We start from the raw sequence: 24461 nt of genomic DNA, 5'->3' as shown, positions 1-24461 counted from the left end.
GCGGCAGACAAGGCCTATGACACCCGGGACTTCGTGCAGGCGTGCCGCCAGCGGCATGTGACACCCCATGTGGCCAGCCACAGCACCCGCTGGGGTGGCAGTGCCATCGACGGCAGAACGACACGGCACGGGGGATATGCGATCAGCCAGACCATCCGCAAGCGCATCGAGGAGCACTTTGGCTGGGGCAAGACGGTGGGACGCATCCGCCAGACGGTCTATCGAGGTATTGAGCGGGTGGACCAGCACTTCAAGCTGACCATGACGGCCAGCAACATCGTGCGGATGGCGCGAATGTTCAGCGCGATGGAGCCGCAGATGAGCAGATAGGGTCGTGAAGAGCGGCCGATGCCCACCGCGAAGCGGCATCAAGGGCTAATCAAACAAGCCGTCTGCTGAGCGCCTGCAACTTAAAGCGGGGGCTTTCGGTGGCAAGCGGTGAATTTCAACAGCCTGCTAAGGCCTGCTCAGACCTTCGCCAGGCCTTCGTCCAAGGTGTTGGTCACGGCGAACAAGGTCAAAAAGCCGCTCATGTCGAACACTTCGCGCACCATGGCGCTCAGGCCGACCAGCACCAGCTTGCCCTTGCTGGCGCGCAGCTTCTTGCCCGCGAGCAGCACCACGCGCAGGCCGGCGGAGCTGATGTAGTCCAGCGCGGAGAGATCGAACACCACGCGCTGCGTTCCCGCTTCGAGCTGCTCGGTGACCACCCGTTCGAGTTCGGGCGATCTGCTGCTGTCGAGGCGGCCGCGCGGGCGCAGGATCAAGATGTCGTCGCGGCGCTCCTGTTCGAGGTTCATGGGCGCAATCCTCTGGAATGGGGTGCAGGAAAAAGAAGTCTTCGGACTTCGGTTGGGTGCATTGGATGCAGTCGCCTCAGTTCGCCGCGGCCTGCTTGGGCACGTTGATCACTTCAGCCACATTCAGCAGCAGCATGGGCGGATACAGGTCGAGCGCCTGCACCGTGCGCATGTTGATCAGCAGCGAGAAACGCTGCAGTGTGGAGGCGGCGATGGCCTGGGGCGGCTTTTTCTCGACCAGGATCTGGCGCGCCATGGAGCCGGCATACCGGCCGATGTTGGCCCCATTGGAGAACAGGCCGAACAGGCAGCCGGACTGGCGCACGATGCTCTCGGTGGCGCAGAAGGTCGGCAGCTTGTTCTGCAGGGCGGCGGCGGTGACGGCGTCGCGGTGCGTGAAGGCCAGGAAGGTGATGGGGCCGACATAGAGGAAGTCGGCCTTGCGCTCGGCCAGGGTCTGGATCTGCGGGGCGATCTGCGCCGGGTCGGGGCCGCCCTGGGGCAGCAGCGGCAGGCTGGCCTCGACCACCTCGAAGTTCTGCGTGCGCGCGAGTTCCTTGAGCCGGTCGCGGATCAGGCCGGAGTTGGGCTCGGCCGGGTTGTGCAGGTAGCCCAGGCGCGCGAAGGGACGGTAGGCCCGGATGGCATTGAGCTGCACCGGCAAAGGCGCCACATGGCTTACGCCCGTGACATTGCGGCCATGGCCCTCCAGCGTGCGCAGCAGGCCCGCGCCTACCGGGTCGGTGACCTCGGTGAAGACGATGGGCAGGTCGCGGATCGCGTCGTCCTTGCCGGCCTGGTCGTCCCGGCCGGCCAGGGCCAGGGTGGTGGGCGTGCCCCAGGCGTAGATCAGGTCCGGGCGCGCCGCGCGCACCTTGGCGCGCAGCTCGGGAATGTCTTCGCTGCGGCCCGAGAAGCGGATGCTCACATACTGCACGGGCACATCCTGGCGTTGCAGGTAACCGGTGAAGCCTGCCTCGATGTTCTGGTCGTCGCGGGGCAGCACCATGGCGACGGTGAAGCGCTTGGTGGCGGCGGCAACGCCCGCCGCGGCGGCATTGGCGGCGCTCTGGGCCGTGGCGGCCGAGCTACCCACCAGGGCGCAGACGGCCCCGGCGGCGAGGAGGAGGCGGCGCAGCTTGGTCATCGGAATTCTCCTTGGGGTCATCAGGCGGCTGCGGCGGCCTGGATGCGGGGGTTGCGCAGGCCGGCGGCCAGGCTCAATGTCGTCACCGACAGCAGCAGGCCCACGGCCACCGCTGCGCCGGCATAGCCGAAAGCGGTCACGGCCACCGCCGTGACAAAGGGTGCGACGATGCTGCCCCCGCGCTCGATCAGCCGGAAGGCTGCCAGCGCCTGCTCGGGGGTGGCAGTGGCGCGGCTGGCGTCCACGCCTTCGAAGGCCTCGGTCGTCAGCGCGATCTGGGGCGAGGACTGCAGCGCCTGGCCCAGGCCCAGCAGCGCACAGCAGGTGGCCATGCCCCAGACGCCACCGAGCAGCGGCAGCGACAGGCAGGCCAGCACGCTGAACACGCCGCCGGCCACGATGAAGGGCTTGCGCTGACCGAGCAGGTCGGACCAGTGCGCCACCATCGAGGCCGAGAGCGCAAAGCACAGGAAGTACAGCAGCAGCACCCGGCCCGCCACCGCAGGCGGCTGCTGCAGCTCGTTCATGTACAGGGGCACGACCACCGAGAGAATGGTCACGGCCACCAGGCGGCCCGGCAGCGCTGCGCCCAGGATCACCCAGATGGCGCGCGGCTCGCGCAGCACCGCCATGTAGCCGCGCCAGCCGCCGGTGGTGGCCAGGCCGCGCTGGGCCGCAGGGCTGCCCTCGGGCACGGGCAGCGACAGGCGCAGCGCAGCCAGCAGGGCGCCGACCATGCACAGCGCGCAGGCCAGGAAGCCGATGCCGTCGCCCGCACGCGCGGCAATCATGCCGCCGAAGGGCGGGCCGACGATGCCGGCCGCCACGATGGCCGCGGCCACTTCGGCCAGGCCGCGCGCGCGCTGCTGCGGCGGCGTGATGCGCACGATGGCGGTCTGCACCAGGATCAGCGCGAGGCCGTAGGCCGCGCCGCCCAGGGCGCGCAGGCCGATCAGGGTCCAGGCATCGGTGGCCCAGGCGGTGGCGGTCAGCGCCAGCGTGCCGGCCAGGGCCGACAGCATCAGGCTCCAGCGCAGGTCGAAACGTCGCGCCAGCGCCGGGCCGGCTGGTTGTGCCAGGGCCAGGGTGGCCATGAAGGCGGCCACGGGCAATCCGGCCACCATGGCGGGCGACAGGGACGCATCGATGGGCCGCACCTCGCTGGCGAACACGGTGAAGAAGGGCCGCAACAGTTCTTCGGACAGGGCCACCAGGAACACCGTCAGGCGCAGCAGGGTGAGCTGCGCCCCGACCTGGGGCGCTTCGGCCGTGGGGCCATCGCTGCGCGCAGCGCGGATCAGCTGGGCCCGGCATTCGGCGGCGTCGCGGTCATGGGCCTGGGCACTTTCCTGGTCGATGGCATGGCGCTTTTGCCAGCGGCGCTGCAGCCCTTGCCACAGGCGCGCCTGCACGTAGGCGGACAGCGGGAACAGCAGCGAGCGGCGCCACAGCCCGCGCGAGAGTTCGCGCACCAGCACGGCGGCAATCACCAGGGCCAGCACCAGGTCGATCAGCATGCCGGCGAGCTGGCGGTCCACGAAGTCGGCCGGGTAGCCGACGACCACAGCGCCGTCACCGGCCGTGAGCGTGCGGCGCAGCAGGTCGGACGAGGCCTCTCCCGTGCGGGCCTGCGCAGGCACATCGCTGCCCCAGGTGGCATTGCGGGCCGCTTCTCCCGGCGGCTGCAGCGCCAGGTAGCTCAGCTCGGGCGCTTCCTTGAGCTGTTGCTGGAACAACTCGTCCATGCCGTTCATGGCATTCCAGGGCACGCCCAGCGACAGTGCGCGTGCGACCTGGCCCGACAGGGCACGGCCCACGGCATCGGCGTTTGCCTGGATCTGCGCCGTGACGGCCGGACGGGCGGCCTCGCGCGCGATCCACAGCATGGCGGCAGGCGCCACCACCACGCTGAAGACCACGGCCAGCCAGAGCTGCCGGGCCGAACCCGGGGGCGCCTGGGCATCGTTGTCACGGCCAACGCCACGCATCGAGGTGATGATGCGGGTGCTCCAGCGCAGCAGCAGCCACCAGGTGGTCACCAGGGCGAGCAGCATCAGCGGCAGCGCACGCAGCACCATGTCGAGCGCGGCGTCCCGCGCCTGGGCGCGCACCTCGGCCGGATCCAGCGCCCCCCACAGAGTGGCCGCCGGCGCGCCGGTGGAGTCGAAGATGGCCGCGCCGATCCAGGCATGGCGGCCGGTGTTGCGCACCGCCGGCGCATGGCCCGGCCCGGCGTCGAGCAGCGCCTGTCGCCAGCGTGGAGCGATGGTGGAATGCAGGGCCGCATCGCCCGCGTTCAGCACGGCCTCGCCACGGTCGGTGTCGATGAACACCCCACGCAGCGGGCTGCCCGCCGCGCCCAGGCGTGCCACCCGCTCGGACAGGACAGTCTGGTCGGCCACCGAGACGCCGAAACGCAGCCCGGACTCGGCCTCGTCGGCCACCTGGCGCAGCAGCCGCACGGTGCGGTCCTGCGCCAGTTGGGTCAGCAACTGCTCGGTCCGCCAGGCGATCAGCACCAGGGACAGGCCGAACAGCACCAGGGCGAAGATCGACGCGAACATCAGCGATTCGCGCCGAAGGCGCCGCTGCATGGCGGCCACATCGATCTCGCTGTCGGGCGTGGTGGGGGTCGTGTCGGTCATGAAAGTACGTCCTCGGTAATCCGTTTCTATCGGATGTCTTGCGGCTGTTCTATAGTCTCGGAATCCTTACGACTACTTTCAACCCTTTCGATCCGTTGCGCACATTGTGTGCCTCCCCGTCCACCGTGCTCAGTTCTTTTGCCTTGATCCAGCCCGCCTTGCTGCCCGAAGCCGGCCTGGGCAACCTTCCCCAGGCGCGCACGCGCCTGCTGGATGCGCACGACTTCGATGCCTGGGTGGACTTGCGCAACACGGTGCTGGCCACGCTGCCCCACTCTGACTTCTACGTGCGCGAAGACGATGAGGAGGATTTCTTCCTGGCCCACATGTACCCGGGCGGCGGGGTCATCGGTGTGTTCGTGGACGATGCGCTGATTGCCTACGCCATGCTGGAACTGCCGGGCGAACAGGAAGCACATAACCTGGGCCAGGTGATCGGCCTCGCGCCGGCCCAGCAGGGCCTGGTGGCGCACCTGTCGAGCTGCATGGTGCTGCCGCAGTGGCGTGGCCGCCAGTTGCAGCGCGCACTGCTGTCGGCGCGGCTGGAATTGGCACTGGCCTGTGGACGCCCCTTGTGCATGGCCATGGTGTCCCTGCTCAACCACCGCAGCCGCCACAACATGCTGCGCCAGGGCCTGCGCGTGGTCTGGACCGGCATGATCGACGGCCTGCAGCGCCACGTGGCCATGATCGACCTGGAGCAGGACATGGACTTTGCGGACGAGGGCGAGCTGCTGCTGCCCAGCCTGGACTACGAGGCGCTGCGCGCCGCGGCGCTGGCCGGCTACGCCTGTGTGGGCGAGGTGCGCGCACCCGATGGCACGGTGTCCTTGCGCTACGCGCGCCATCTGGTTCACAACCGCCGCCCCCGGTAGGTTAGTGCCACCACGGTGATGTCGTCGGCCTGGGCGGCGCCGTTCTCGAAGCCGCGCACGGCGCGCACGATCTGGTCGGGAATCCGCGCCGTGACCACACCCCGGGGGTCGCTGCCAATGGCGGCCATGGCCGCCAGCAGCGCATCGTCGCCAAACAGGGCATTGTCCGCATTGGTGGCCTCGGTCACGCCGTCGGTATAGAACACCACGGTTTCTCCGGGTGCCAGCGTGACCTCGCCCTCGATGTACTCCTGCTCTTCCATCACGGCCAACGCCATGTTGCGGCCGCGCGGGAACAGCGCGGCGTCGGGCCCGGTCAGGCGCACCGGCGGGTTGTGGCCCGCATTCACATAGACCAGCCGCCCGGTGGGCAGGTGCAGCACGCCGTAGAACACGGTGACGAACATCATCTGGTCGTTCTCGGCGCACAGCTGGTCGTTGAGGGCCCGTATCGTGGCACCCGGTTCGCGCAGGAACAGCGCATTGCTCTTGAGCAGGGTGCGCGAGATCGCCATGAAGAAGGCCGCCGGCACGCCCTTGCCCGACACGTCGGCCACCACCACGGCCAGGTGCTCGGCGTCGATCGGGAAGTAGTCGTAGAAGTCGCCCCCCACCTCCTTGGCCGGGATCATGGTGGCCGCGATGTCGACCTCGTCCACGTCCGGCGCCGAGCGCGGCAGGATGGACAGCTGCATCTGGCGGGCGATCTCCAGTTCCTGCTGCAGGCTGGCCAGGGTGGCCTGGGTCTGCACCGCGGCCTGCAGCTCGCGCAGCAGCTTGAGCAGGCGGTTTTGCTGGTTGGTCACCAGGCCGGACATGCGGCCCAGGATACCGGCCAGTTCGGCCAGCTGGTTGGTCGGCGCGGCATTCGCCTCGGTCGCGCCGGGGCCGGCCTGCGCCTCGGCGCTCGAACCGAGCGCCGTGAGGATCTCCTCGCGCGAGGCCGGGTCCAGGCTGTCGGCCAGGGTGCGCAGCTGGCCGCGGATCAGGCGTTCCTGCTGCTGCCGGATGCGGATGCGCTCCTGGCGCAGGGTCTCGAGGTTCAGCAGCTCCGAACGGATGGCCACCACGCCGCGCGCGATCTCTCCGGACTCGTCCTCGGCGTCTTCCTCGCCCTGGTCCAGGGACGCGTCGGTGGCGCCGCGTGCCAGCGCGTTGAGCACGCCGACCGAGCGCGCCAACGGCTCCATGGCATGGCGCAGGTAGGCCACCAGGCCTGCCGCCAGCACGGCGGCGAACACCAGCGCCGCGGCCAGCGTGGCGCGCGAGAACAGCAGGTCCGCATAGTGCGTGGCACTCACGTCCTGCATCCAGACCAGGGAGCCGACGATGCGTGCGTCGGGGTTGTGCACCGGCTGGCTGACGATGCGCAGGGCACGGGGCTGGTTGTCGTGGTCATCCACCTGCACGGTGACGGCCTGGTTGGAGCGCACGGGAATGGGCGTCTCGGTGGCGGCCAGCACGCCCGCGCGGGTGCCCACGGCTTCGGCGCCACGCATATTGGCCAGGAAGATGTCGCCCCCGAGGTAGCCGGCCAGCTCGGACAGCTTGGGTGCGACGTCCTGGCCCACGGCCAGCGCACCGCCGTCGAAGCCGCGCACCACCACCCACTGGTACTGGCGTACGGCCACCTGGGTGAGGCCACGCACGGCACCGGCCTGGCCACTGGCCGCAGCCACCCAGCGCACTTCGGCCATGGGCTGTGGATCGATGCCGGGCTCGGTGGTGGCCACCAGGGTGCCCTGGCGGTCGAAGACATCGATGCGCACCCCCGGGGCGCGCCGGGTCGCGGCCGCCAGCAGGGCGTCCAGACGGGCCGCCCCCCCCTGCGCCGCCAGATCGCGGATCGCGGCGTCCTGCAGCAATTGCTGGGCCAGGACGTCCTGGCGATCCAGGTTCTCGTTCTGCAGCTTGTCCCAGGCGATGCGCTGGTTCTGCAGCAGCACTTCGTCGTAGCGCTGCGACCAGCGCTGGTCGCTGAGCCAGCCCATCGCAGCGAAGGCTGCGACCAGCAGGGCCATGGCGGCCAACAAAATGGCAATCAGCCGGTACCTAAGGTGCATGGTGCCCCCCGGCGCGCGGCGCGGCGCGGCCGCAGACCAGCAACAGCGCCACCGCCGCGAGCAGTGGCCAGCCGCCGTGCAGGTGGGCCCCCAGGGCACTGCTGGCGCCCACGGCCCCTATGCCCATCACAGCCCATTGGGCCGTGGACAGACCCGGCAACTGCTGCTCGACCTCGGTCGCACGCGCCAGGCGCCCCAGCGCGCCACCGGCCAGCAGGGCGGCCAGTGCCAGCACCGCGTCCTGGAGGGAGGGGCCGAACGAGAGCCCGCCCGACGCCAGGGCCAGGAGGGTGGCCACGGCGGCAACCGCCGCGAGGACAGCCGAAGACGGCAAGCGCCTGCGCAGGAACAGCCCTGCCCCTACCCCCAGCCCCAGCAGAGGGGCCCACAGGGTGGGCTGCCCCAGCGCATGGGCAGCCAGCGCCCAGCCCAGCAGCAGGCCGGCGGCGCCCGACTGGCCCAGCGCCCTGGCGCGCCCGGTCACGGGCTGGGGCGCCTCCGCCAGGCCACTGCCGTGCACGCCCGTGCGGCTGCGCCAGGGACTGCGCGGCTCGTTCCAGCGCACCACGAAAAATCCCGCGCACAAGGCCGGAAGCAGCAGCGAATACGCCCCTTGCAGCGTGCCCAGAGCGTCCAGCGCCAGGCTGCCCAGCGCCGGGCCCAGCCAGACGGCAGTGACGGTCCAGGCGCTCCACGTGGCGGCGCGCCAGCGCGGCCGCGCGTATGCGTAGTCGGGCCGGGTGCGAGGCACCTGTTCAACGGCCTGGCAGGCGGCCAGCACGGCCCCTACGACCAGGCCATGCCAGGCGCCCGCTGCCATGGAAAAAACCCAAGGCAGGCTGGCGGGCAGGCCTGCCGCGCTGGCCACGGCCGTGGCCAGCAGGGCAGCGCAGGCGGGCAGCACCACGGTGGGTGCGGGCCAGCGGCGCCAGCGTGTCACCGACCAGGCCACCATGCCCGCCCCGAAGAAGGCGACCAGGCTCGCCGCCGTGGCCGGCGCCACGCCCTGCCATTGCCAGGGGGTTTCACCTTGCAGGTGCAGGCTGCGCAACCACAGGGTCTGCAGCGCCAGCGCGCTCAAGGCCACGAGCAGCGCGATCCAGAATGCCTGCGCCTCCACGGCAACCACCCGCACCTGGGCGATGCCATGTTCGGCAAAGCGGTCGTCGGCCTCGGCCTTGGCCAGCAACTGGTCCAGGCGTTCGCGGCGCGTGTGCTGGGGCTCTGTCTGGCGCAGCGAGGCGATCAGGCGGCGCACGCGCACCAGCCCTTCGTGCACGCTGCGCACGGCATGGCCGAGCTGCTGCACGCGCAGGTCGAACCCGCGCCGCTGCGGCAGCACCACGGTGTTGTCGTAGCGGCCCTGGGCGATGGCGCGGCGCGCACGCCAGGCCGCATGGTTGCGCAACTCGATGCCCTGGGCCTGCGAAAAGCGCGCGGCCAGATAGGCCAGCAGCGCCAGCAGCGCGATGGCCGGCAGCAGCAGCGCGGCGGTGGCACGGGCAAATGTGGCGGCACCGCTGTCGCGCAGGGTCAGGCGCAGGGTGGCAACCGAGGCCCCACGGACCTGCACCGGCGCCTCGGCCGTGGCACCCGCCGCGCTGGCATCGCGCGTGGTCTGCCAGAGCAGCTTGCCGCCCGGCAGCACCAGCGCCACGGCGTGGATGTCGGGCTGCGACGCCATGCGCTGCTGGAACAGCGCCTCGACGCCGACCAGGCTGGGCAGCGGAATGCCGGATTCGACCGCATGGCTGATGCGCAGGCTCAGCGACTGCGCCATCAGCTGCGACCGCGTGCGGTCACTGGCAGCCCGCATCTCGCGCGACTGGTCATAGGTGTGGATGGACAGGGCACAGGCTGCCAAGAGCAGCAGCACCAGGGCGGCGATGCCCAGGCGGGTGGCGGGGGCCCAGGGGCGGCGCGTGCGCGTCATTCGGAGCGCTCGCTTTCGTCCAGGCGCACCAGGCAATCGTCCATGCGCTGGCGCACCTGGGCACTGCGTGCCAGTGTCCGGGCCTGGGCACCCCGGCATTCGGCACGCAGGCGGGCCGACTGCGGCTGCAGGGCCCAGAGCGTGGCCAGCCAGCCCAGCAGGCCGGCCGTGGCGAGCACCAGCACGGCCATGGCGCCCAGCGTGAGCGTATGCCCATCGGCTTGCCACACGGCGAGCCGAAAGCGCACGGCCTGGGTTGCGTAGGTGGCGCCAATGTGGCCCACGACCTCGCCAAAGGCATTGTGCAGGGGCAGGCCCATGATGGCCTCGCCCGGCAGCGCCGCATGCCAGACCCGGTCCTGGCGCGCGCCGGCCTCGGCCGCGCGCGCCGCACGCGGCTGCAGCGCCTCGCCGACGGCACCTCGGTCGGTGCTGAAGAGGGCCGTGCCGGCGCGGTCCACCACATCGATGGCGTACAGCTGGCTGTCGCTCGCCAGGGCGCGCTCCAGCCGGGGCTGGATACCGCGGTGGTCGGGCAGGTCAAAGCCCAGCGCCAGGTCGCCCTCGATGGACTCCTGCAGCTCCACCAGCGTCAGCGACAGGCGTGAGCGCTGGATCTGGGCTTCCTCCTGCGCGCGCACGTCCAGCAGCAGGCTGGCGATCAATGCGATGCCTGCCAGCACGATGAGCAGCCACAGCCCGCCGAGCTCCCACAGTGCAGCGAAGGTCGGCTTGGCCGCGACGGCGGTGTCCGAAGCCTGGGAGGATGAAAGCGTCTGCATGGTCCGGCTCATGCCACAATGCTCTGGCGACCGACCGGACCGGGGCGAAGACAGCGCCCGCCGGTACAGCCCCAGGTTTCAGCGCGCAGACACCCATGAATCCACCGCTCGAATGGCAGCAGACCCTGCACGGCACCGTGGCCGAACTTCCCGCGTTCTTCGAGCGGCTGGAGGCCTGGGCCGACGACAACGGCGTCCCGATGCCCCTGGCCTCCTCCTTCGGGCTGATGCTCGACGAATTGCTGACCAATGTGGCCATGCATGGCTACGCGGGACAGGGCGGCCTGGTGGAAGTACGCCTGCGCTTTGAAGCGCCGGGCCGGCTGCAGGCCGTGCTGCGCGACCATGGGAAGGCGTTCGACCCCACCACCCTCGCGGCGCCCGACGTGGAGGCATCGCTGGATGATCGGGACGTGGGTGGCCTGGGCGTGCATTTTGTGCAGAAATTGGCAGATCGGTTTGAGTATCGGCGCGACGGTGATGTCAACGAGGTCACGGTGTCGCGCTGCCTGCCAGCCGCCAAGGCGGCACAATCGCTCTAGGGCCAGCCCTTCGGCTCGCCCGAAACACCCGTGTTGACAAGCCCCGGATTGTTAACAAGTGTACAAGCGTATCATTGCGCCCGTTGCGCGGCTGTCGTTTGTGCGCCTCGCTTTGCGCTTTTTCTGGTGCCCGAAGCTGCCGTTGCAGCGGTGATTTCGGCGCTTTGCGCGCCTGGGCGGCGACCGGCATGCCGCCAGCCGCAATGAGGAGAACCATCCGTGACCCCTGTCGAGACCGAGGACCCCTTCCTGCAACGCCTGTGCGACATCATGCAGCGCATCGCGCAGCAGGGTGACCTGCGCGCCATCGGCCCGCTCATGGACATGACGGGCGAGCGCCCCGAGGAAAGCGTGCAGGCCCGCCTGGCCGAGGCCTTTGCCCATATGGTGGTCAAGCTCGAAGCGCGCGAGTTCGAACTCGAATGCCGCATTTCCGATCTGGACCAGACCCGCCGCGAGCTGGAAGCCGCCAACCTGGACCCGCTGACCGGCCTGCCCAACCGCATGATCGCGCGCGACCGGCTGCGCCAGGCCCTGACCGACGCCAATACGCGCCATGGCCTGCTCACGGTGTTGTTCCTCGACCTGGACAAGTTCAAGCATGTCAACGACACCATGGGCCATGCGGCGGGCGACGAACTGCTGTGCCTGGTGACGCAACGCCTGCGCGGCTGCCTGCGCGAGGGCGATACCCTGGCCCGGCTGGGCGGTGACGAATTCCTGTGCGTGCTGCCCGGTGCCAGCGCCGACGATGCACAGGGCGTGGCCAACCGCATGGTGGCGGTGCTGACCGACCGCTTCCAGCTCGCAGCCGGGGGCGCCGACATCGGCACCAGCATCGGCCTGTCGCACTTCCCCGAGCATGGGCGCGGTGTGGACGAGCTGATCGCCCATGCCGACGCCGGCCTGTACGAGGCCAAGCGCAACGGCCGCAACCGCTGGTGCTACGCGCCGGCCGAGGCCGCCGCGGCCTGAGCCCGGCGTACGCGCTGCGCTACGGGCCGGCTGCGCCGCGGGTGCTGTCCCGCATCAGTACGGTGGCGCGGTTTCTGCCGACAGGTCCAGGCTGCGCATGAGCTTGATCCATTCGTAGGGCGTGAGGTGGGGCTTGACGCTGTCGAGCACGGCCTGGAACACCGGCGCCGGGGCATGGGCGCGCATGTCGGCCAGCATGGCCGTGCGCTCGGGCGGCGACATGAAGGGCACCAGCCAGCGCAGGATGGCCATCATTTCCGCCTGCGGGATGGAGGCCACCAGCGCGTTGTGGATCTCGATCAGTTCCTCGTCGCTGTAGTGCGCCCACAGCACGCTGTTGTGCCCGGTTTCCTCGGCATGCATGTGCTCGTAGTTGTGGGCGATGAAAAGCGCCAGTTGCCGGTACAGCACATGCGCCGCCGCCGAGCGCGCCACAGGGGGGCAGCCCAGCAGCTGCGTGACGCCGGCGGCCAGCGCCGTGATGGCTTTTTCGTGCTCGCCATGCTCGCCTTCGAGCACGCGGGCCGCACCCGGCGCGCGCGCCTCGATGGCAGCGTGCACAAAGGTGTTCTCGTGCTGCAGGTGCGAGCGGCACAGGTCCAGCAGCTCCATCACGCGCTCACAGTGGGTCGCGAACTCCAGGTCGTCGCTGACGTCCATGCGGCCCAGGGCCAGCAGGGTGTCGGACATCAGGGCGCGCAACGCCTTGTGGATGCCGGCATACATGTCGACGCGCGGTGCGCCGGTGGAATTCGAGGCGTCGGAATGTGCCGAGATCAGGGCCGAGATTTCGCGGGGGTCGATGTTCATCGCAGTCTTCTTCTTTCATGCTGCCCTTGCGGGCCGTTGCACACTGTCTCTTTGGCAGTGTTCGGCCGGGTGCACCATGCACCCGCAGCCGATGAAAGAAGTCTAGGAAAGCGCGGCGTTTTCGCCTGTGAACAACTTCCGCTTTCAGCGCCCCGACGCCACCCGCGGCGTGATATTCCTCACGCTGCGGCGCGCAACATGTCGACGGCCTTCTCGGCGATCATCACCGTGGGCGCATTGGTGTTGCCGCTCACGATGCGCGGCATGATGGAGGCATCCACCACGCGCAAGCCGGCGAGGCCATGCACGCGCAGCTGCGCATCCACCACGTCGAGCGGGCCTGGCCCCATGCGGCAGGTGCCCACAGGGTGGTAGATGGTGTCGGCATACTGGCGGATGAACTGCTCGATCTGCGCGGGGGTCTGTGCACCGGCCGATGCCGGCAGCTCACGCGCTCCGAAACGGGCCAGCGCAGGCTGGGCCAGGATCTCGCGCAGGCGCTGAAAGCCGCGCACCATGCGCTGCATGTCGTCGGCGTCGGTGAGGAATCGCGGGTCCACCAGCGGCAGGGCCATCGGGTCCTTGGTGGCCAGGCCCACCGTGCCCCGGCTGCGCGGCTGCAGCAGGCACACATGGGCCGAGTAGCCATGGCCCAGCACGGTCTTGCGGCCATGGTCCACCAGCTTGCCGATCACGAAGTGCAGTTGCAGGTCGGGCGCGGCCTCGGCCGGGTCGCTCTTGATGAAGCCGCCCGCCTCGGCGAAGTTGGTGGTGAGCATGCCGGTGCGGCTGCGGCGCCACTCCAGCACACCGCGCAACTGGGCCAGCATGCCGGCAGGCGAGATGCCGAACAGGTCCTTGAGCGCTGGCGCATTGAATACCTGCACCACGTCCGGGTGGTCATGCAGGTGCTGGCCCACACCGGGCAGATCGTGCAGCACCGGGATGCCATGGCGCTGCAGGTGCGCGCCCGGCCCCACACCCGAGAGCATGAGCAACTGCGGCGAGAGCAGCGCGCCCGCACTGAGCAGCACCTCGCGGCTGGCGCGCACCTCGTGCAGTGCACCGCCCTGGCGGTATTCCACACCCACGGCGCGCGAACCCTCGAACAGGATGCGCGTGGCGTGCGCGCCGGTGATCACCTGGAGGTTGCTGCGCGCCAGGTGCGGCGTGAGGTAGCCCTTGGCCGCACTGTGGCGCTCGCCATTTCGGTGGGTCACCTGGTACATGCCCACGCCCTCTTGCGTGGCGCCGTTGAAGTCGGTGTTGTGCGGGTGGCCGGCCTGCACGCCGGCCTCGGTGAACAGCTGGCTGAAGCGGTTGGGCGAGCGCAGGTCGGCCACGTTGAAGGGCCCGCCCTCCCCGTGCCAGGCATCGGCACCGCGCTCGTTGTGCTCGGCCCTGAGGAAGTAGGGCTTGACGTCTTCCCAGCCCCAGCCGGGGTTGCCCTCTTCGGCCCAGTGGTCGTAGTCGGCATGCTGGCCGCGGATGTAGACCATGGCGTTGATCGAGCTGGAGCCTCCCAGCACCTTGCCGCGCGGCTGGTAGCCCTGGCGACCGTTGAGGGCGGTCTGCGGCACGGTGTTCTGGCCCCAGCCATTGAGTTCGAACTTGGCCATCACGGCCAGACCCGCCGGGCAATGGATGAGCACGCTCTTGTCGGCGGGCCCGGCTTCGAGCAGGCAGACACGCACGGAGGGGTCTTCGGTGAGCCGGCCGGCCAGCACGGAGCCGGCCGAGCCGCCCCCGATCACGATGTAGTCGAACAACATGTTTTTTGTCTCCAGGCCGTGCGCGGAGCCTTCGCCGGGCACGGACCCGATGGACCATAACCGAACGGGCGTGCGATTCGGCTTACCATGGCGCCCATCCGTTTCACTTTGAAGAGAGCTCTCTATATGACGATTCAAACCGTTGGCATCATCGGCGCAGGCACCATGGGCAACGGCATTGCGCAGGCCTGCGCGGTGTCGGGCATCGACGTGGTGATGGTGGACATCTCCGATGCTGCGGTGCAAAAAGGCCTGGCCACCGTGTCCGGCAGCCTGGACCGCCTGATCAAGAAGGACAAGATCACCGCCGCCGACAAGGATTCCGCGCTGGCGCGCATCAAGGTCTCCACCAGCTACGACGACCTCAAGGCTGCGCAGCTGGTGATCGAGGCCGCGACCGAGAACTACGAGCTCAAGCTCAAGATCCTCAAGCAGGTGGACGCCCTGGTCGCCCCCGAGGTGCTGATCGCCTCGAACACCTCCTCGATCTCCATCACCAAGCTGGCCGCTGCCACCTCGCGCGCCGACCGTTTCATCGGCATGCACTTCTTCAACCCCGTGCCCATGATGGCGCTGGTGGAGATCATCCGCGGCCTGCAGACCAGCGATGCCACGCACGACGCCGTGAAGGCGCTGGCCGAGGCCCTGGGCAAGAGCCCCATCACCGTGAAGAACGCGCCTGGCTTCGTGGTCAACCGCATCCTGGTGCCCATGATCAACGAGGCCTTCTTCGTGCTGGCCGAAGGCCTGGCCACGCCCGAGGACATCGACGCCGGCATGAAGCTCGGCTGCAACCAGCCCATCGGCCCGCTGGCGCTGGCCGACATGATCGGCCTGGACGTGTGCCTGGCCGTGATGGACGTCTACCTCACCGAGTTTGGCGACAGCAAGTACCGCCCCTGCCCCCTGCTCAAGGAAATGGTGGCCGCCGGCCGCCTGGGCCGCAAAACGGGCCATGGCGTCTATACCTACTGACGTGGCTTTGCGCGCTGTCTCCCCGGGGACGGCGCGCTGTTTCCCTTGGGTTTTCAATCATGGGCAAGGAGACATCCACGCCCATGACAACAACCCCCATCACCCCCACCACGCCCCCAGCCGAAGGCTGCATCGATACCCAGGTGCTCGGCCATGTGCTGCTGATCGGCATCAACCGCCCGGCCAAGCGCAATGGCTGGACGCCCCCCATGTTCCGCCAGCTGGCCGAGGCCTATACCCGGCTGGATGACGACCCCACCCTGCGCGTCGGCGTGCTGCATGCCTTTGGCGACCATTTCACGGCGGGCCTGGACCTGCCGGCCGTCAGCGCCTACATGCAGCGCGGCGAGAAGGCCATCCCCGAGGGCCTGGTGGAGCCTCACGACTACGGGCTGCCCGGCTACCGGCGGCGCAGCAAGCCCATGGTGGTGGCGGTCAAGGGCATCTGCTTCACGGTGGGCATCGAACTCATGCTGGGCGCCGACATCGTGGTCGCCGCCGATGACTGCCGCTTCTCGCAGATGGAGGTGCAGCGCGGCATCATGGCCACGGGCGGTGCCACACTGCGCATGGCCGAGCGCGCGGGCACCGGCAATGCCTTGCTGCACCTCTTGACCGCCGACGAGTTCGGCAGCGCCGAGGCGCTGCGCCTGAACTTTGTGCAGAAGGTGGTGCCCGCCGCCCAGGTGCTCGATGAAGCACTGGCGATCGCCCAACGCATCGAGGCCCAGGCCCCGCTGGCCGTGGTCGCCACCCGGCTCAACGTGCTCAAGGCCATCGAGCAGGGCCAGGCCGCTGCGGTAGCCGAGTTCATCCCCGTGCAGAAACAGCTGGCCAACAGCGAGGACGCGGCCGAGGGCGTGCGCGCCTTCGTGGAAAGGCGCCCTGCCCGCTTCACGGGCCGCTGACAGTCCCCGCCCAGCCCGCTGCCACGTCACGCCCTGTTGCCAACGGGCGCTTGCACATGCACGCGCGCCGTGCGTGAATAGCACCTTTGCCCCCGCTGCACAGCGCACCGGTCCAGAATCCGACTTCGCAACAAAAGATTACACAACTGAATTGCACACAATTCAATTTCACCGCACAATTCACCCCATGGCACGCAGCAACCCCTCCACCCAGACCCCCAGCCCGGCCCTGCTGCGCCTGGACAACCAGGTGTGCTTCGCGCTGTATTCCGCCTCGCTGGCCATGACCAAGCTGTACAAGCCATTGCTGGAGACCGTGGGCCTGACCTACCCCCAGTACCTGGTGATGCTGGTGCTGTGGGAGCAGGACGGCGTGACCGTCTCCGAACTCGGCGAGCGCCTGTTCCTCGATTCGGGCACGCTGACCCCGCTGCTCAAGCGCCTGGAGACTTCGGGCCTGATCGCCCGCATCCGCGATGCGCAGGACGAGCGCCGCGTGCGCATCAGCCTCACGGCCCCGGGCCGGGCGCTGCGCGACAAGGCCGAGGCCATTCCACCCTGCGTGCTCGAAGCCAGCCAGTGCACCGTGCCCGAGCTGACTGCGCTGACCGGGCAGCTCAAAACGTTCCGCGATCGGATCCAGCCGCCACGCTGACCCGGTTTATTTCGTTCCCCGTCCACCTCCGGACATTCATTGACCCACTGCAAAGGAAGACACCATGACGCAACTCGAAAAAGTCCTCTACACCGCCAAGTCCCACGTGACCGGTGGCCGTGATGGCGCCGCCAAGACCGACGACGGCCGCCTGGAAGTCAAGCTGTCCTCGCCCGGCACCTCGGGCACCGGCACCAACCCCGAGCAGCTGTTCGCCTCGGGCTACGCAGCCTGCTTCATCGGCGCCATGAAGGCCGTCGGCGGCAAGATCGGCATCCCCGTGCCACAGGACGTGTCCATCGACGCCGAAGTCGACCTGGGGCCCATCCCGAACGCTTATGGCATTGCCGCCCGCCTGAAGGTCAGCCTGCCCGGCCTGGACACCGCCACGGCCCAGAAGCTGGTGGACGCAGCCCACCAGGTCTGCCCCTACTCCAACGCCACGCGCGGCAACATCGACGTCAAGATCACCCTGGCGTAATCCATGGGCCGGCTGCTGCTCCCCCGCATCGCGGTGGCCCTGGTGGCCATCGAGCATGCCTACATCCTGGTGCTGGAGATGTTCTTCTGGAACAAGCCCCTGGGCCTGAAGACCTTCAACCTGACCCAGGAGCTGGCCGATGCCACGGTCACGCTGGCCGCCAACCAGGGCCTGTACAACGGGTTCCTGTCGGCCGGCCTGTTCTGGGGCCTGTTCACCAGCAACCGGCTGTTCAAGATCTTTTTCCTGGCCTGCGTGATCGTGGCCGGCGTCTTCGGCGCCGCCACGGCCGTGCCCAAGATCTTCTACACCCAGGCCCTGCCCGCCATCATCGCGCTGGCCCTGGTGCTGGCACTGGACAAGCCCTCGGCCCGCAACGCCTGAGCTGCCCGCAAGCGGTTCAGAAAAAGCCCACTGGCGCATGCCGGTGGGCTTTTTTGCTGCGCGGGTGTCGCGCAGGTGCTCCTGCCCGCTTGAGCGCCCTTGCGGATTCGTTTAGCGTGCGGCCATGAGCACCACCACCCTCCTCGTACGCCAGGATGCCCTGGCCCACACGGCCCTGCGCACCACGCAGGATGTTCCTCTGGCCGATGGCCAGGTGCGCGTGCGCGTGGAGCGCTTTGCGCTCACGGCCAACAACATCACCTACGCCGCCATGGGCGGCATGCTGGAATATTGGCAGTTCTTCCCTTCGGACGAGACGGGCTGGGGCATCGTGCCCGTGTGGGGCTTTGGCACAGTGGTGCAGTCGCTGCACCCCGGCGTGGCCGTGGGCGAGCGGCTTTATGGCTACTGGCCCATGTCCACCCATGCCGTGCTCACCCCGGCCCGGCTGACCGAGACAGGCTTTCATGACGGCGTGGCGCACCGCGCCAAACTGCATGCCGTGTACAACCAGTACGTGCGCACCGGCACCGACCCGTTCTACACGCCGGACACCGAGGACGTGCAGGCCCTGCTGCGCCCGCTGTTCGTCACGTCGTGGCTGATCGACGATTTCATGGCCGACCAGCAGTTCTTCGGCACCCAGCGCCTGCTGCTGTCCAGCGCGTCGAGCAAGACGGCCTATGGCACGGCCTTCCAGCTCGCGCAGCGCGAGGGCCTGGAAGTGATCGGCCTGACCTCGGCAGCCAACATGGCCTTCTGCGAAAGCCTGGGCTGCTATGACCGGGTGGTCGCTTACGACCAACTGGAGTCCATCGACGCGGCCACGCCCTGCGTCTATATCGACTTCGCGGGCAGCGTGGCCCTGCGTGCGGCCATCCACCAGCGCTTTGCCGCCCTGGCCTACAGCTGCGCCGTGGGCGCCAGCCATGTGAACGACCTGGGCGGTGCCGGCCAGTTGCCGGGCCCGCGCCCGACCATGTTCTTCGCCCCTGCCCAGGTCAAGAAGCGCCGCGACGACTGGGGCGCCCAGGTGCTCAACGAACGGCTGGTCGCCGCCTGGAAGGCCTTTGCCGCAGCAGTGCAGGCCCCGCCCACGCCCTGGCTGCAGGTACAGCAGCACCAGGGCCCCGAGGCGGTCGAGGCGCTGTTTGCCGCTGTGCTGGCGGGAGGGGGTGACCCACGCACCGGACACATGGGCGGGCTCTGATCCGGTCAAGTCCCCGCACAGCGGACAATCGGGGCATGAATCGACTGCCCCCGAACGACACCGCCGCCAGCCCACCTGACCAGCACCCCTACGCGCGCCTCACTCCGGACCAGGTGCTCGACGCGCTGGCCAGCGTGGGCCTGCACGGCGATGGCCGGCTCATGGCCTTGTCGTCGTATGAAAACCGCGTCTACCAGGTCTCGCTGGAAGACGGCCAGCGCGTGGTGGCCAAGTTCTACCGCCCTGGCCGCTGGACCGAAGCCCAGATCCTCGAAGAGCACGCCTTTGCCGCCGAGCTGACGGCGGCCGAGGTGCCTGCCGTGGGCCCCATGGCACTGAACGGCAGCACCCTGCATGGGCACGAGGGCTTTTCCTTCTCCGTAAGCCCCTGGCGCGGCGGACGCGGGCCCGAGCTCGATGACTTCGACGTGCTCGAATGGATCGGCCGCTTCCTCGCGCGCATCCACACCGTGGGTGCAGCCCAGGCCTTCGTGCAACGGCCGGCGCTGGACCTGCAGGGCTTTGGCACGGCATCGCGCGACTGGCTGCTGGGCCACGACATGATCCCGCTGGACATGCAATCGGCCTGGCAGGAGCAGTGCGACAAGGCGCTTGCACTGGTCGCCGCCAGCGGCCTCGCGCAGGCCCGCTCCATCCGCCTGCATGGCGACTGCCACCCGGGCAACATCCTCTGGACGCCGACCGACCTGCCCGGTGGCGGCCCGCATTTCGTGGACCTGGACGATGCCCGCATGGGCCCGGCGGTGCAGGACCTGTGGATGCTGCTGTCCGGGGACCGGCGCCAGCGCACGCACCAGCTCAGTGCCCTGGTCGAGGGCTACGAGCAGTTCCGCAGCTTCGACCGGCGCGAGCTGGCGCTCATCGAGCCACTGCGCACCCTGCGCCTCATCCACTACAGCGCCTGGCTGGCCCGGCGCTGGGAAGACCCGATCTTCCCCGTCAACTTCCCCTGGTTCGGCAGCAGCGACTACTGGCGCGGCCAGGTGGACATGCTGATCGAGCAATGCGAAGCCATGCAAGAGGAGCCTTTGAACGCCTGAACTGGCCGTCGTTGTAACCATCAGGCACTTGGGATGGGGAGTTGACTCGTATATGCTTGTCGGCATATCCGCTACCGCACCCCGGCTCGCACCATGAAAGACGTTTTCAGGAACCTGCTCAATATCCGCCAGCAGCGCCGCCCCGCGCCCGTGGGCAGCGTTCCCGCCGTGGGCACGGCCATCATCCGCGGTGACGTGAAGATGAACGTCACCGAGCCCATCTCGCGCGACCTGTGGAGCTGGATGGTGCTGTCGGGCTGGCGCAACGTACCGGTCAAGAACGACCGGCGCCAGTACACGGAACTGCCCGATGGCCTGCTCAAGCTGCTGATCGAAGCAGACCCCACGCAGCGCGATGCCGTGCACGCGCGCATCATGGCCAAGGCCAAAGAGGAGTGATTGTCTGGCGCGCGCCGCGCGCCAGACAGGATTGGAACGCCCTGGACAGACGCCGTCCAGGGCAGGCCCGGGTCAGGCCAGCAAGGCGTTCACGCGCTTGACGTAGGCCGCAGGGTCGGCCGGCAGGCCGCCTTCGGCCAGCAGGGCCTGGTCGAACAGGATGTGCGCCAGGTCGTGGAAGTGCACGCTGCCTTCGAGTTTCTTGACCAGCGCATGCTCGGCATTCACCTCCAGCACGGGCTTGGACTCGGGCGCCTGCTGACCGGCCTGCTTGAGCATGCGCGCCAGCTGGGTGCTCATGCCATCGTCCTGCACCACCAGGCAGGCTGGTGAATCGACCAGGCGCGTGGTCACGCGCACATCCTCGGCCTTGTCCTTCAGGGCCTCCTTGAGCTTGGCGAGCAGGGGCTTGAAGGCCTCGGCAGCCTCTTCGGCGGCCTTCTTCTCGGCTTCGTCCTGCAGCTTGCCCAGGTCCACGGCGCCTTTGGCCACGCTTTGCAGCGGCGTGCCGTCGAAGTCGTGCAGGTAGTTCAGCGCCCACTCGTCCACGCGGTCGGTCATCAGCAGCACCTCGATGCCCTTCTTCTTGAAGACCTCGAGCTGCGGGCTGTTCTTGGCCGCGGCCAGGGTGTCGGCGGTGATGTAGTAAATGGCCTCCTGGCCTTCCTTCATGCGCGCCTTGTAGTCGGCGAAGCTGACCGACACCGTGTCGCTGGTGGTGCTGGCAAAGCGCAGCAGCTTGGCCAGGCGCTCGCGGTTGCCGAAGTCCTCGCCCAGGCCTTCCTTGAGCACCGAGCCGAACTCGCTGTAGAACGCCGTGTACTTGCCTTCCTTGGCCTTGTCGTCGGCATCGACCACATCGATCACGCCGTCGTCGCCAGGGGTGGCTTCATGCTTGTCGTGCTTGGCCAGGTCTTCGAGCATGGACAGCACGCGCTTGGTCGAGCCCTCGCGGATGGAGCGCACATCGCGGCTTTCCTGCAGCAGCTCGCGGCTCACGTTGAGCGGCAGGTCGGCCGAGTCGATCACGCCCTTGACGAAGCGCAGGTAGGTGGGCATCAGCGCCTCTGCGTCGTCCATGATGAACACGCGCTTGACGTAGAGCTTCACCCCGGCCTTCTTGTCGCGGTTCCACAGGTCGAACGGGGCCTTGGCGGGGATGTACAGCAGCTGCGTGTACTCGGTGTTGCCTTCCACGCGGTTGTGCGCCCAGGTCAGTGGGGCCTCGTGGTCGTGGCTGATGGCCTTGTAGAACTCCTGGTACTGCTCTTCCGTGATGTCCTTCTTGGGGCGGGTCCACAGGGCGCTGGCCTTGTTGATGGTCTCCCACTCGCCGGTCTTGACCATGCCGCCGGGCTGGCGGCCACCGCTCTCGTCCGAAGGGTTGATCAGCTCGCCGTCCTTCCACTCTTCTTTTTCCATCAGGATGGGCAGGCTGATGTGGTCCGAGTACTTGGCGATGACGGACTTGAGCTTCCAGGCGTTGAGGTATTCCTCGGCCTCTTCGCGCAGGTGCAGGATGATGCTGGTGCCGCGCGCGGCGCGCGTGATGGCCTCGACCTCGAAGTCGCCCGTGCCGCCACTGGTCCAGCGCACGCCCTCTTCGGGCGCCACACCGGCGCGGCGCGATTCCACGGTGATCTTGTCGGCCACGATGAAGCCCGAGTAAAAGCCCACGCCGAACTGGCCGATGAGCTGCGCATCGGCCTTCTGGTCGCCCGAGAGCTTGCCCATGAAGTCCTTGGTGCCGCTCTTGGCGATGGTCCCCAGGTGCTCGATGGCCTCCTGCGCCGTCATGCCGATGCCGTTGTCGGTGATGGTCAGGGTCTTGGCGGCCTGGTCGAAGGACACGCGCACTTCGAGGTTGGGCGCATCTTCGTACAGGGCATTGTTGTTCAGCGCCTCGAAGCGCAGCTTGTCGCACGCGTCCGAAGCATTGGAGATCAGTTCGCGCAGGAAGATTTCCTGGTTGGAGTACAGCGAGTGGGTGACCAGGTGCAGGAGTTGGGCCACTTCGGCCTGGAACGACAGGGTTTGTTTGTTGCTCATGGTGTCTTGGAGTTGCTTTCGTACGGTCTCGGGGAAGGTCCTTCGGCACGCCGGAACCTGGCGTGCGAAGGTCATTCGCGCGTGTTCATTTCGGGGCACCGGCGCCGATTTCAAGGCCCTGGGCATGTAGGCACTGGCAGGCCAACGGCAGCACCGGGGCGAGCTTACCGCGCATTGTTGACAATTGGAGGGTCGTTGGCGCTGGTAACGACCATTTGGGCGCCATAAGATGCATCCCGTGCTGCGGCGGGTGCTGCCAGCCAAGCCTTTGGACGCGTTTCCCATGCCCACTTCTCTTCAAAAATGGTCGGCCGAGTTTCTCGGCACTTTCTGGCTCGTCTTCGGCGGCTGCGGCAGTGCCGTGCTGGCCGCAGCGTTTCCGCAACTGGGCATCGGCTTCCTGGGCGTCTCGCTGGCCTTCGGCCTCACGGTGCTGACCGCAGCCTATGCGCTCGGCCCCATCTCGGGCGGGCATTTCAACCCGGCGGTGTCGCTCGGCCTGGTGATCGGGGGGCGGTTCAAGGCCTCGGAGCTGCCGGGCTATGTTGCGGCCCAGGTGCTGGGCGCCACGGTGGCGGCGGGCCTGCTGTACCTGGTCGCGACCGGCAAGCCGGGGGTCGACATCGGCGGCTTTGCCACCAATGGCTATGGCGAGCATTCTCCTGGCGGCTACGGGCTGGTGGCCGCGCTGGTGACCGAAGTGGTGCTCACGGCCATCTTCCTCATCGTGATCCTGGGCGCCACCTCGCGCCGGGCGGCCGATGGCGCAGGCGGGCTCGCGATCGGCCTGTGCCTGGCGCTGATCCACCTGGTCTCGATCCCGGTGACCAACACCTCGGTCAACCCGGCGCGCAGCACCGGCCCGGCCCTGTTCGGCCCGGCCCATGCGCTCACCGAACTGTGGCTCTTCTGGGCTGCCCCGCTGGCCGGCGCACTGCTGGGCGCCGCCCTGTACCGGGTGCTGTTCGGGGAGGATTGAGCTCAGCGGTCCAGCGTGATGCGCTGGATCAGCGCCTGCAGGATGGTGTCGGCCTTGTCGTTGGCCACCTGGCAGGTGCCCGCTGCGGCATGGCCACCACCGCCGAACTCCAGCATGAGGTTGCCCACATGGGTCTGGCTGCTGCGGTCCAGGATGGACTTGCCCGTGGCCAGCACCGTGTTCTGCTTCTGCAGCCCCCACATCATGTGGATCGAGATGTTGGCCGTGGGGAACAGCGCGTAGATCATGAAGCGGTTGGTCGCCCAGATGGTCTCCTCGTCGCGCAGGTCCAGCACCACCAGGTTGCTGATCTTGATGGCGCAGCGCTGCAGTTGCTCCTTGGCCTTGGGCGCATGCTCACGGTAGAGCGCCACGCGCTCCTGCACATCGGGCAGTGCCAGGATCTCCTCGATGCTGTGGTCGCGGCAGTACTTGATCAGGTCCATCATCAGCGCATAGTTGCTGATGCGGAACTCGCGGAAACGGCCCAGGCCGGTGCGCGAATCCATGAGGTAGTTGAGCAGCACCCAGCCCTCGGGGTTCAGGATGTCCTCGCGCGAGTACTGTGCCGAATCGGCCTGGTCCACGGCCGCCATCATCTCGTCGGTGATGCGTGGAAAGGCCGCCTTGCCGCCGTAGTGGTTGTAGACCACGCGCGCCGCCGAAGGCGCATGCGCCTCGATGATGTGGTTGCTGTCGCGCCGCCCCGAGTTGCGGATGGTCTCCGACTCGTGGTGATCGAACACCAGGTGCGCACCGGGCACGTAGGGCAGGTTGGTGGTGATGTCCCGCTCGGTGATGGGTACCTTGCCGTCTTGCATGTCCTTGGGGTGCACGAAAGTGATCTCGTCGATCATGTCCAGCTCGTTGAGCAGCACGGCGCACACCAGGCCGTCAAAGTCACTGCGGGTCACGAGGCGGTATTTTTTGTCGCTCACTGTGTTTCTCCTTGTTACATGCGGCGCGAATGGCACGATGGTAGCAATGCCCGCGCGCCCATTGGCATACCGGTGCAA

Annotated in this window: 23 protein-coding genes; 13 read left to right on the top strand and 10 right to left on the bottom strand. The window is 68.3% G+C overall.

Translation table 11 applies throughout. From position 1 onward, the window contains the following. Positions 1-330, top strand: a 330-nt coding sequence (locus AC3WOH_RS17680) for a transposase (RefSeq protein ID WP_492230584.1), incomplete at its 5' end; no start/stop codon positions are given. A 137-nt stretch (positions 331-467) separates the two neighbouring features. Here the strand turns inward: AC3WOH_RS17680 and AC3WOH_RS17675 are convergent. The 3 genes from AC3WOH_RS17675 to AC3WOH_RS17665 form a co-directional block, all read right to left on the bottom strand. Further along, positions 468-800 (bottom strand): STAS domain-containing protein, encoded by a 333-nt coding sequence (locus AC3WOH_RS17675; protein ID WP_492230583.1) that lies wholly within the window; start codon positions 798-800, stop codon positions 468-470. Between the two features lie 76 nt (positions 801-876). Beyond that, a complete protein-coding gene (locus AC3WOH_RS17670) occupies positions 877-1947 on the bottom strand; it encodes an ABC transporter substrate-binding protein (RefSeq protein ID WP_492230582.1) in 1071 nt (356 codons plus the stop codon). 20 nt (positions 1948-1967) lie between these two features. Further along, a complete protein-coding gene (locus AC3WOH_RS17665) occupies positions 1968-4592 on the bottom strand; it encodes an MFS transporter (protein ID WP_492230581.1) in 2625 nt (874 codons plus the stop codon). Positions 4593-4717: 125 nt separating this feature from the next. On the opposite strand from AC3WOH_RS17665, the gene AC3WOH_RS17660 reads away from it, so the two are divergent. Then, entirely contained in the window at positions 4718-5467 is a 750-nt protein-coding gene (locus AC3WOH_RS17660) for a GNAT family N-acetyltransferase (protein WP_492230580.1), read from the top strand. Here the strand turns inward: AC3WOH_RS17660 and AC3WOH_RS17655 are convergent. From AC3WOH_RS17655 to AC3WOH_RS17645, 3 genes are read right to left on the bottom strand one after another with little or no spacing between them, the layout of a single operon-like run. Then, positions 5446-7530 (bottom strand): PP2C family protein-serine/threonine phosphatase, encoded by a 2085-nt coding sequence (locus AC3WOH_RS17655; protein WP_492230579.1) that lies wholly within the window; start codon positions 7528-7530, stop codon positions 5446-5448. The two genes, AC3WOH_RS17660 and AC3WOH_RS17655, sit on opposite strands and share 22 nt — an antisense overlap. Continuing rightward, complete coding sequence (locus tag AC3WOH_RS17650; RefSeq protein ID WP_492230578.1) at positions 7520-9463, bottom strand: hypothetical protein; 1944 nt, start codon at positions 9461-9463, stop codon at positions 7520-7522. The genes AC3WOH_RS17655 and AC3WOH_RS17650 overlap by 11 nt, the downstream gene beginning before the upstream one ends. After that, the gene (locus AC3WOH_RS17645; RefSeq protein ID WP_492230577.1) at positions 9460-10245 is read right to left on the bottom strand and encodes a hypothetical protein; all 786 of its coding nucleotides are present in this window, start codon (positions 10243-10245) and stop codon (positions 9460-9462) included. The genes AC3WOH_RS17650 and AC3WOH_RS17645 overlap by 4 nt, the downstream gene beginning before the upstream one ends. 95 nt (positions 10246-10340) lie before the next feature. Between AC3WOH_RS17645 and AC3WOH_RS17640 the strand changes: the two genes are divergently transcribed. Next, positions 10341-10787, top strand: a complete 447-nt coding sequence (locus AC3WOH_RS17640) for an ATP-binding protein (protein ID WP_492230576.1) — start codon at positions 10341-10343, stop codon at positions 10785-10787. A gap of 219 nt (positions 10788-11006) precedes the next feature. Continuing rightward, a complete protein-coding gene (locus AC3WOH_RS17635; protein ID WP_492230575.1) occupies positions 11007-11762 on the top strand; it encodes a diguanylate cyclase domain-containing protein in 756 nt (251 codons plus the stop codon). A gap of 54 nt (positions 11763-11816) precedes the next feature. On the opposite strand, the gene AC3WOH_RS17630 is transcribed toward AC3WOH_RS17635, so the two are convergent. Both AC3WOH_RS17630 and AC3WOH_RS17625 read right to left on the bottom strand, forming a co-directional pair. Then, a complete protein-coding gene (locus tag AC3WOH_RS17630; protein WP_492230574.1) occupies positions 11817-12572 on the bottom strand; it encodes a hemerythrin domain-containing protein in 756 nt (251 codons plus the stop codon). A 179-nt stretch (positions 12573-12751) separates the two neighbouring features. Continuing rightward, positions 12752-14341, bottom strand: a complete 1590-nt coding sequence (locus AC3WOH_RS17625) for a GMC family oxidoreductase (protein ID WP_492230592.1) — start codon at positions 14339-14341, stop codon at positions 12752-12754. Positions 14342-14470: 129 nt separating this feature from the next. Between AC3WOH_RS17625 and AC3WOH_RS17620 the strand changes: the two genes are divergently transcribed. From AC3WOH_RS17620 to AC3WOH_RS17585, 8 genes are all read left to right on the top strand, one after another. After that, positions 14471-15319, top strand: coding sequence for a 3-hydroxybutyryl-CoA dehydrogenase (locus AC3WOH_RS17620; protein WP_492230573.1), 849 nt, complete (start codon positions 14471-14473; stop codon positions 15317-15319). A gap of 83 nt (positions 15320-15402) precedes the next feature. Then, positions 15403-16227: a crotonase/enoyl-CoA hydratase family protein gene (locus AC3WOH_RS17615; RefSeq protein WP_492230572.1), complete on the top strand. Its 825-nt coding sequence runs from the start codon at positions 15403-15405 to the stop codon at positions 16225-16227. A 187-nt stretch (positions 16228-16414) separates the two neighbouring features. Beyond that, complete coding sequence (locus tag AC3WOH_RS17610) at positions 16415-16882, top strand: MarR family winged helix-turn-helix transcriptional regulator (protein WP_492230571.1); 468 nt, start codon at positions 16415-16417, stop codon at positions 16880-16882. Between the two features lie 64 nt (positions 16883-16946). Then, the gene (locus AC3WOH_RS17605; RefSeq protein ID WP_184859030.1) at positions 16947-17363 is read left to right on the top strand and encodes an organic hydroperoxide resistance protein; all 417 of its coding nucleotides are present in this window, start codon (positions 16947-16949) and stop codon (positions 17361-17363) included. Positions 17364-17366: 3 nt separating this feature from the next. After that, positions 17367-17747: a DUF1304 domain-containing protein gene (locus AC3WOH_RS17600; RefSeq protein WP_184859032.1), complete on the top strand. Its 381-nt coding sequence runs from the start codon at positions 17367-17369 to the stop codon at positions 17745-17747. Between the two features lie 124 nt (positions 17748-17871). Then, positions 17872-18957: a DUF2855 family protein gene (locus AC3WOH_RS17595; RefSeq protein ID WP_492230570.1), complete on the top strand. Its 1086-nt coding sequence runs from the start codon at positions 17872-17874 to the stop codon at positions 18955-18957. 35 nt (positions 18958-18992) lie between these two features. Continuing rightward, a complete protein-coding gene (locus AC3WOH_RS17590) occupies positions 18993-20018 on the top strand; it encodes a serine/threonine protein kinase (RefSeq protein WP_492230569.1) in 1026 nt (341 codons plus the stop codon). 93 nt (positions 20019-20111) lie between these two features. Continuing rightward, complete coding sequence (locus AC3WOH_RS17585; protein ID WP_492230568.1) at positions 20112-20417, top strand: hypothetical protein; 306 nt, start codon at positions 20112-20114, stop codon at positions 20415-20417. Positions 20418-20489: 72 nt separating this feature from the next. Here AC3WOH_RS17585 and htpG read toward each other — a convergent pair whose 3' ends face one another. After that, the gene (gene htpG, locus AC3WOH_RS17580; RefSeq protein ID WP_492230567.1) at positions 20490-22466 is read right to left on the bottom strand and encodes a molecular chaperone HtpG; all 1977 of its coding nucleotides are present in this window, start codon (positions 22464-22466) and stop codon (positions 20490-20492) included. A 283-nt stretch (positions 22467-22749) separates the two neighbouring features. Here htpG and aqpZ point away from each other — a divergent pair, with 283 nt between their 5' ends. Next, positions 22750-23445 carry an aquaporin Z gene (gene aqpZ / locus AC3WOH_RS17575; protein WP_492230566.1) on the top strand — a complete coding sequence of 232 codons (696 nt, stop codon included), beginning with the start codon at positions 22750-22752 and terminating at the stop codon, positions 23443-23445. A gap of 2 nt (positions 23446-23447) precedes the next feature. Here aqpZ and AC3WOH_RS17570 read toward each other — a convergent pair whose 3' ends face one another. Further along, positions 23448-24383: an exopolyphosphatase gene (locus tag AC3WOH_RS17570; protein WP_492230565.1), complete on the bottom strand. Its 936-nt coding sequence runs from the start codon at positions 24381-24383 to the stop codon at positions 23448-23450. Between the last annotated feature and the right edge of the window lie 78 nt (positions 24384-24461).

It is taken from the genome of Acidovorax sp. FW305-C-20-28, assembly GCF_058783375.1.
The sequence above is the reverse complement of the archived record's forward strand: the minus strand, read 5'-3'. Positions and strand labels throughout refer to the sequence as shown.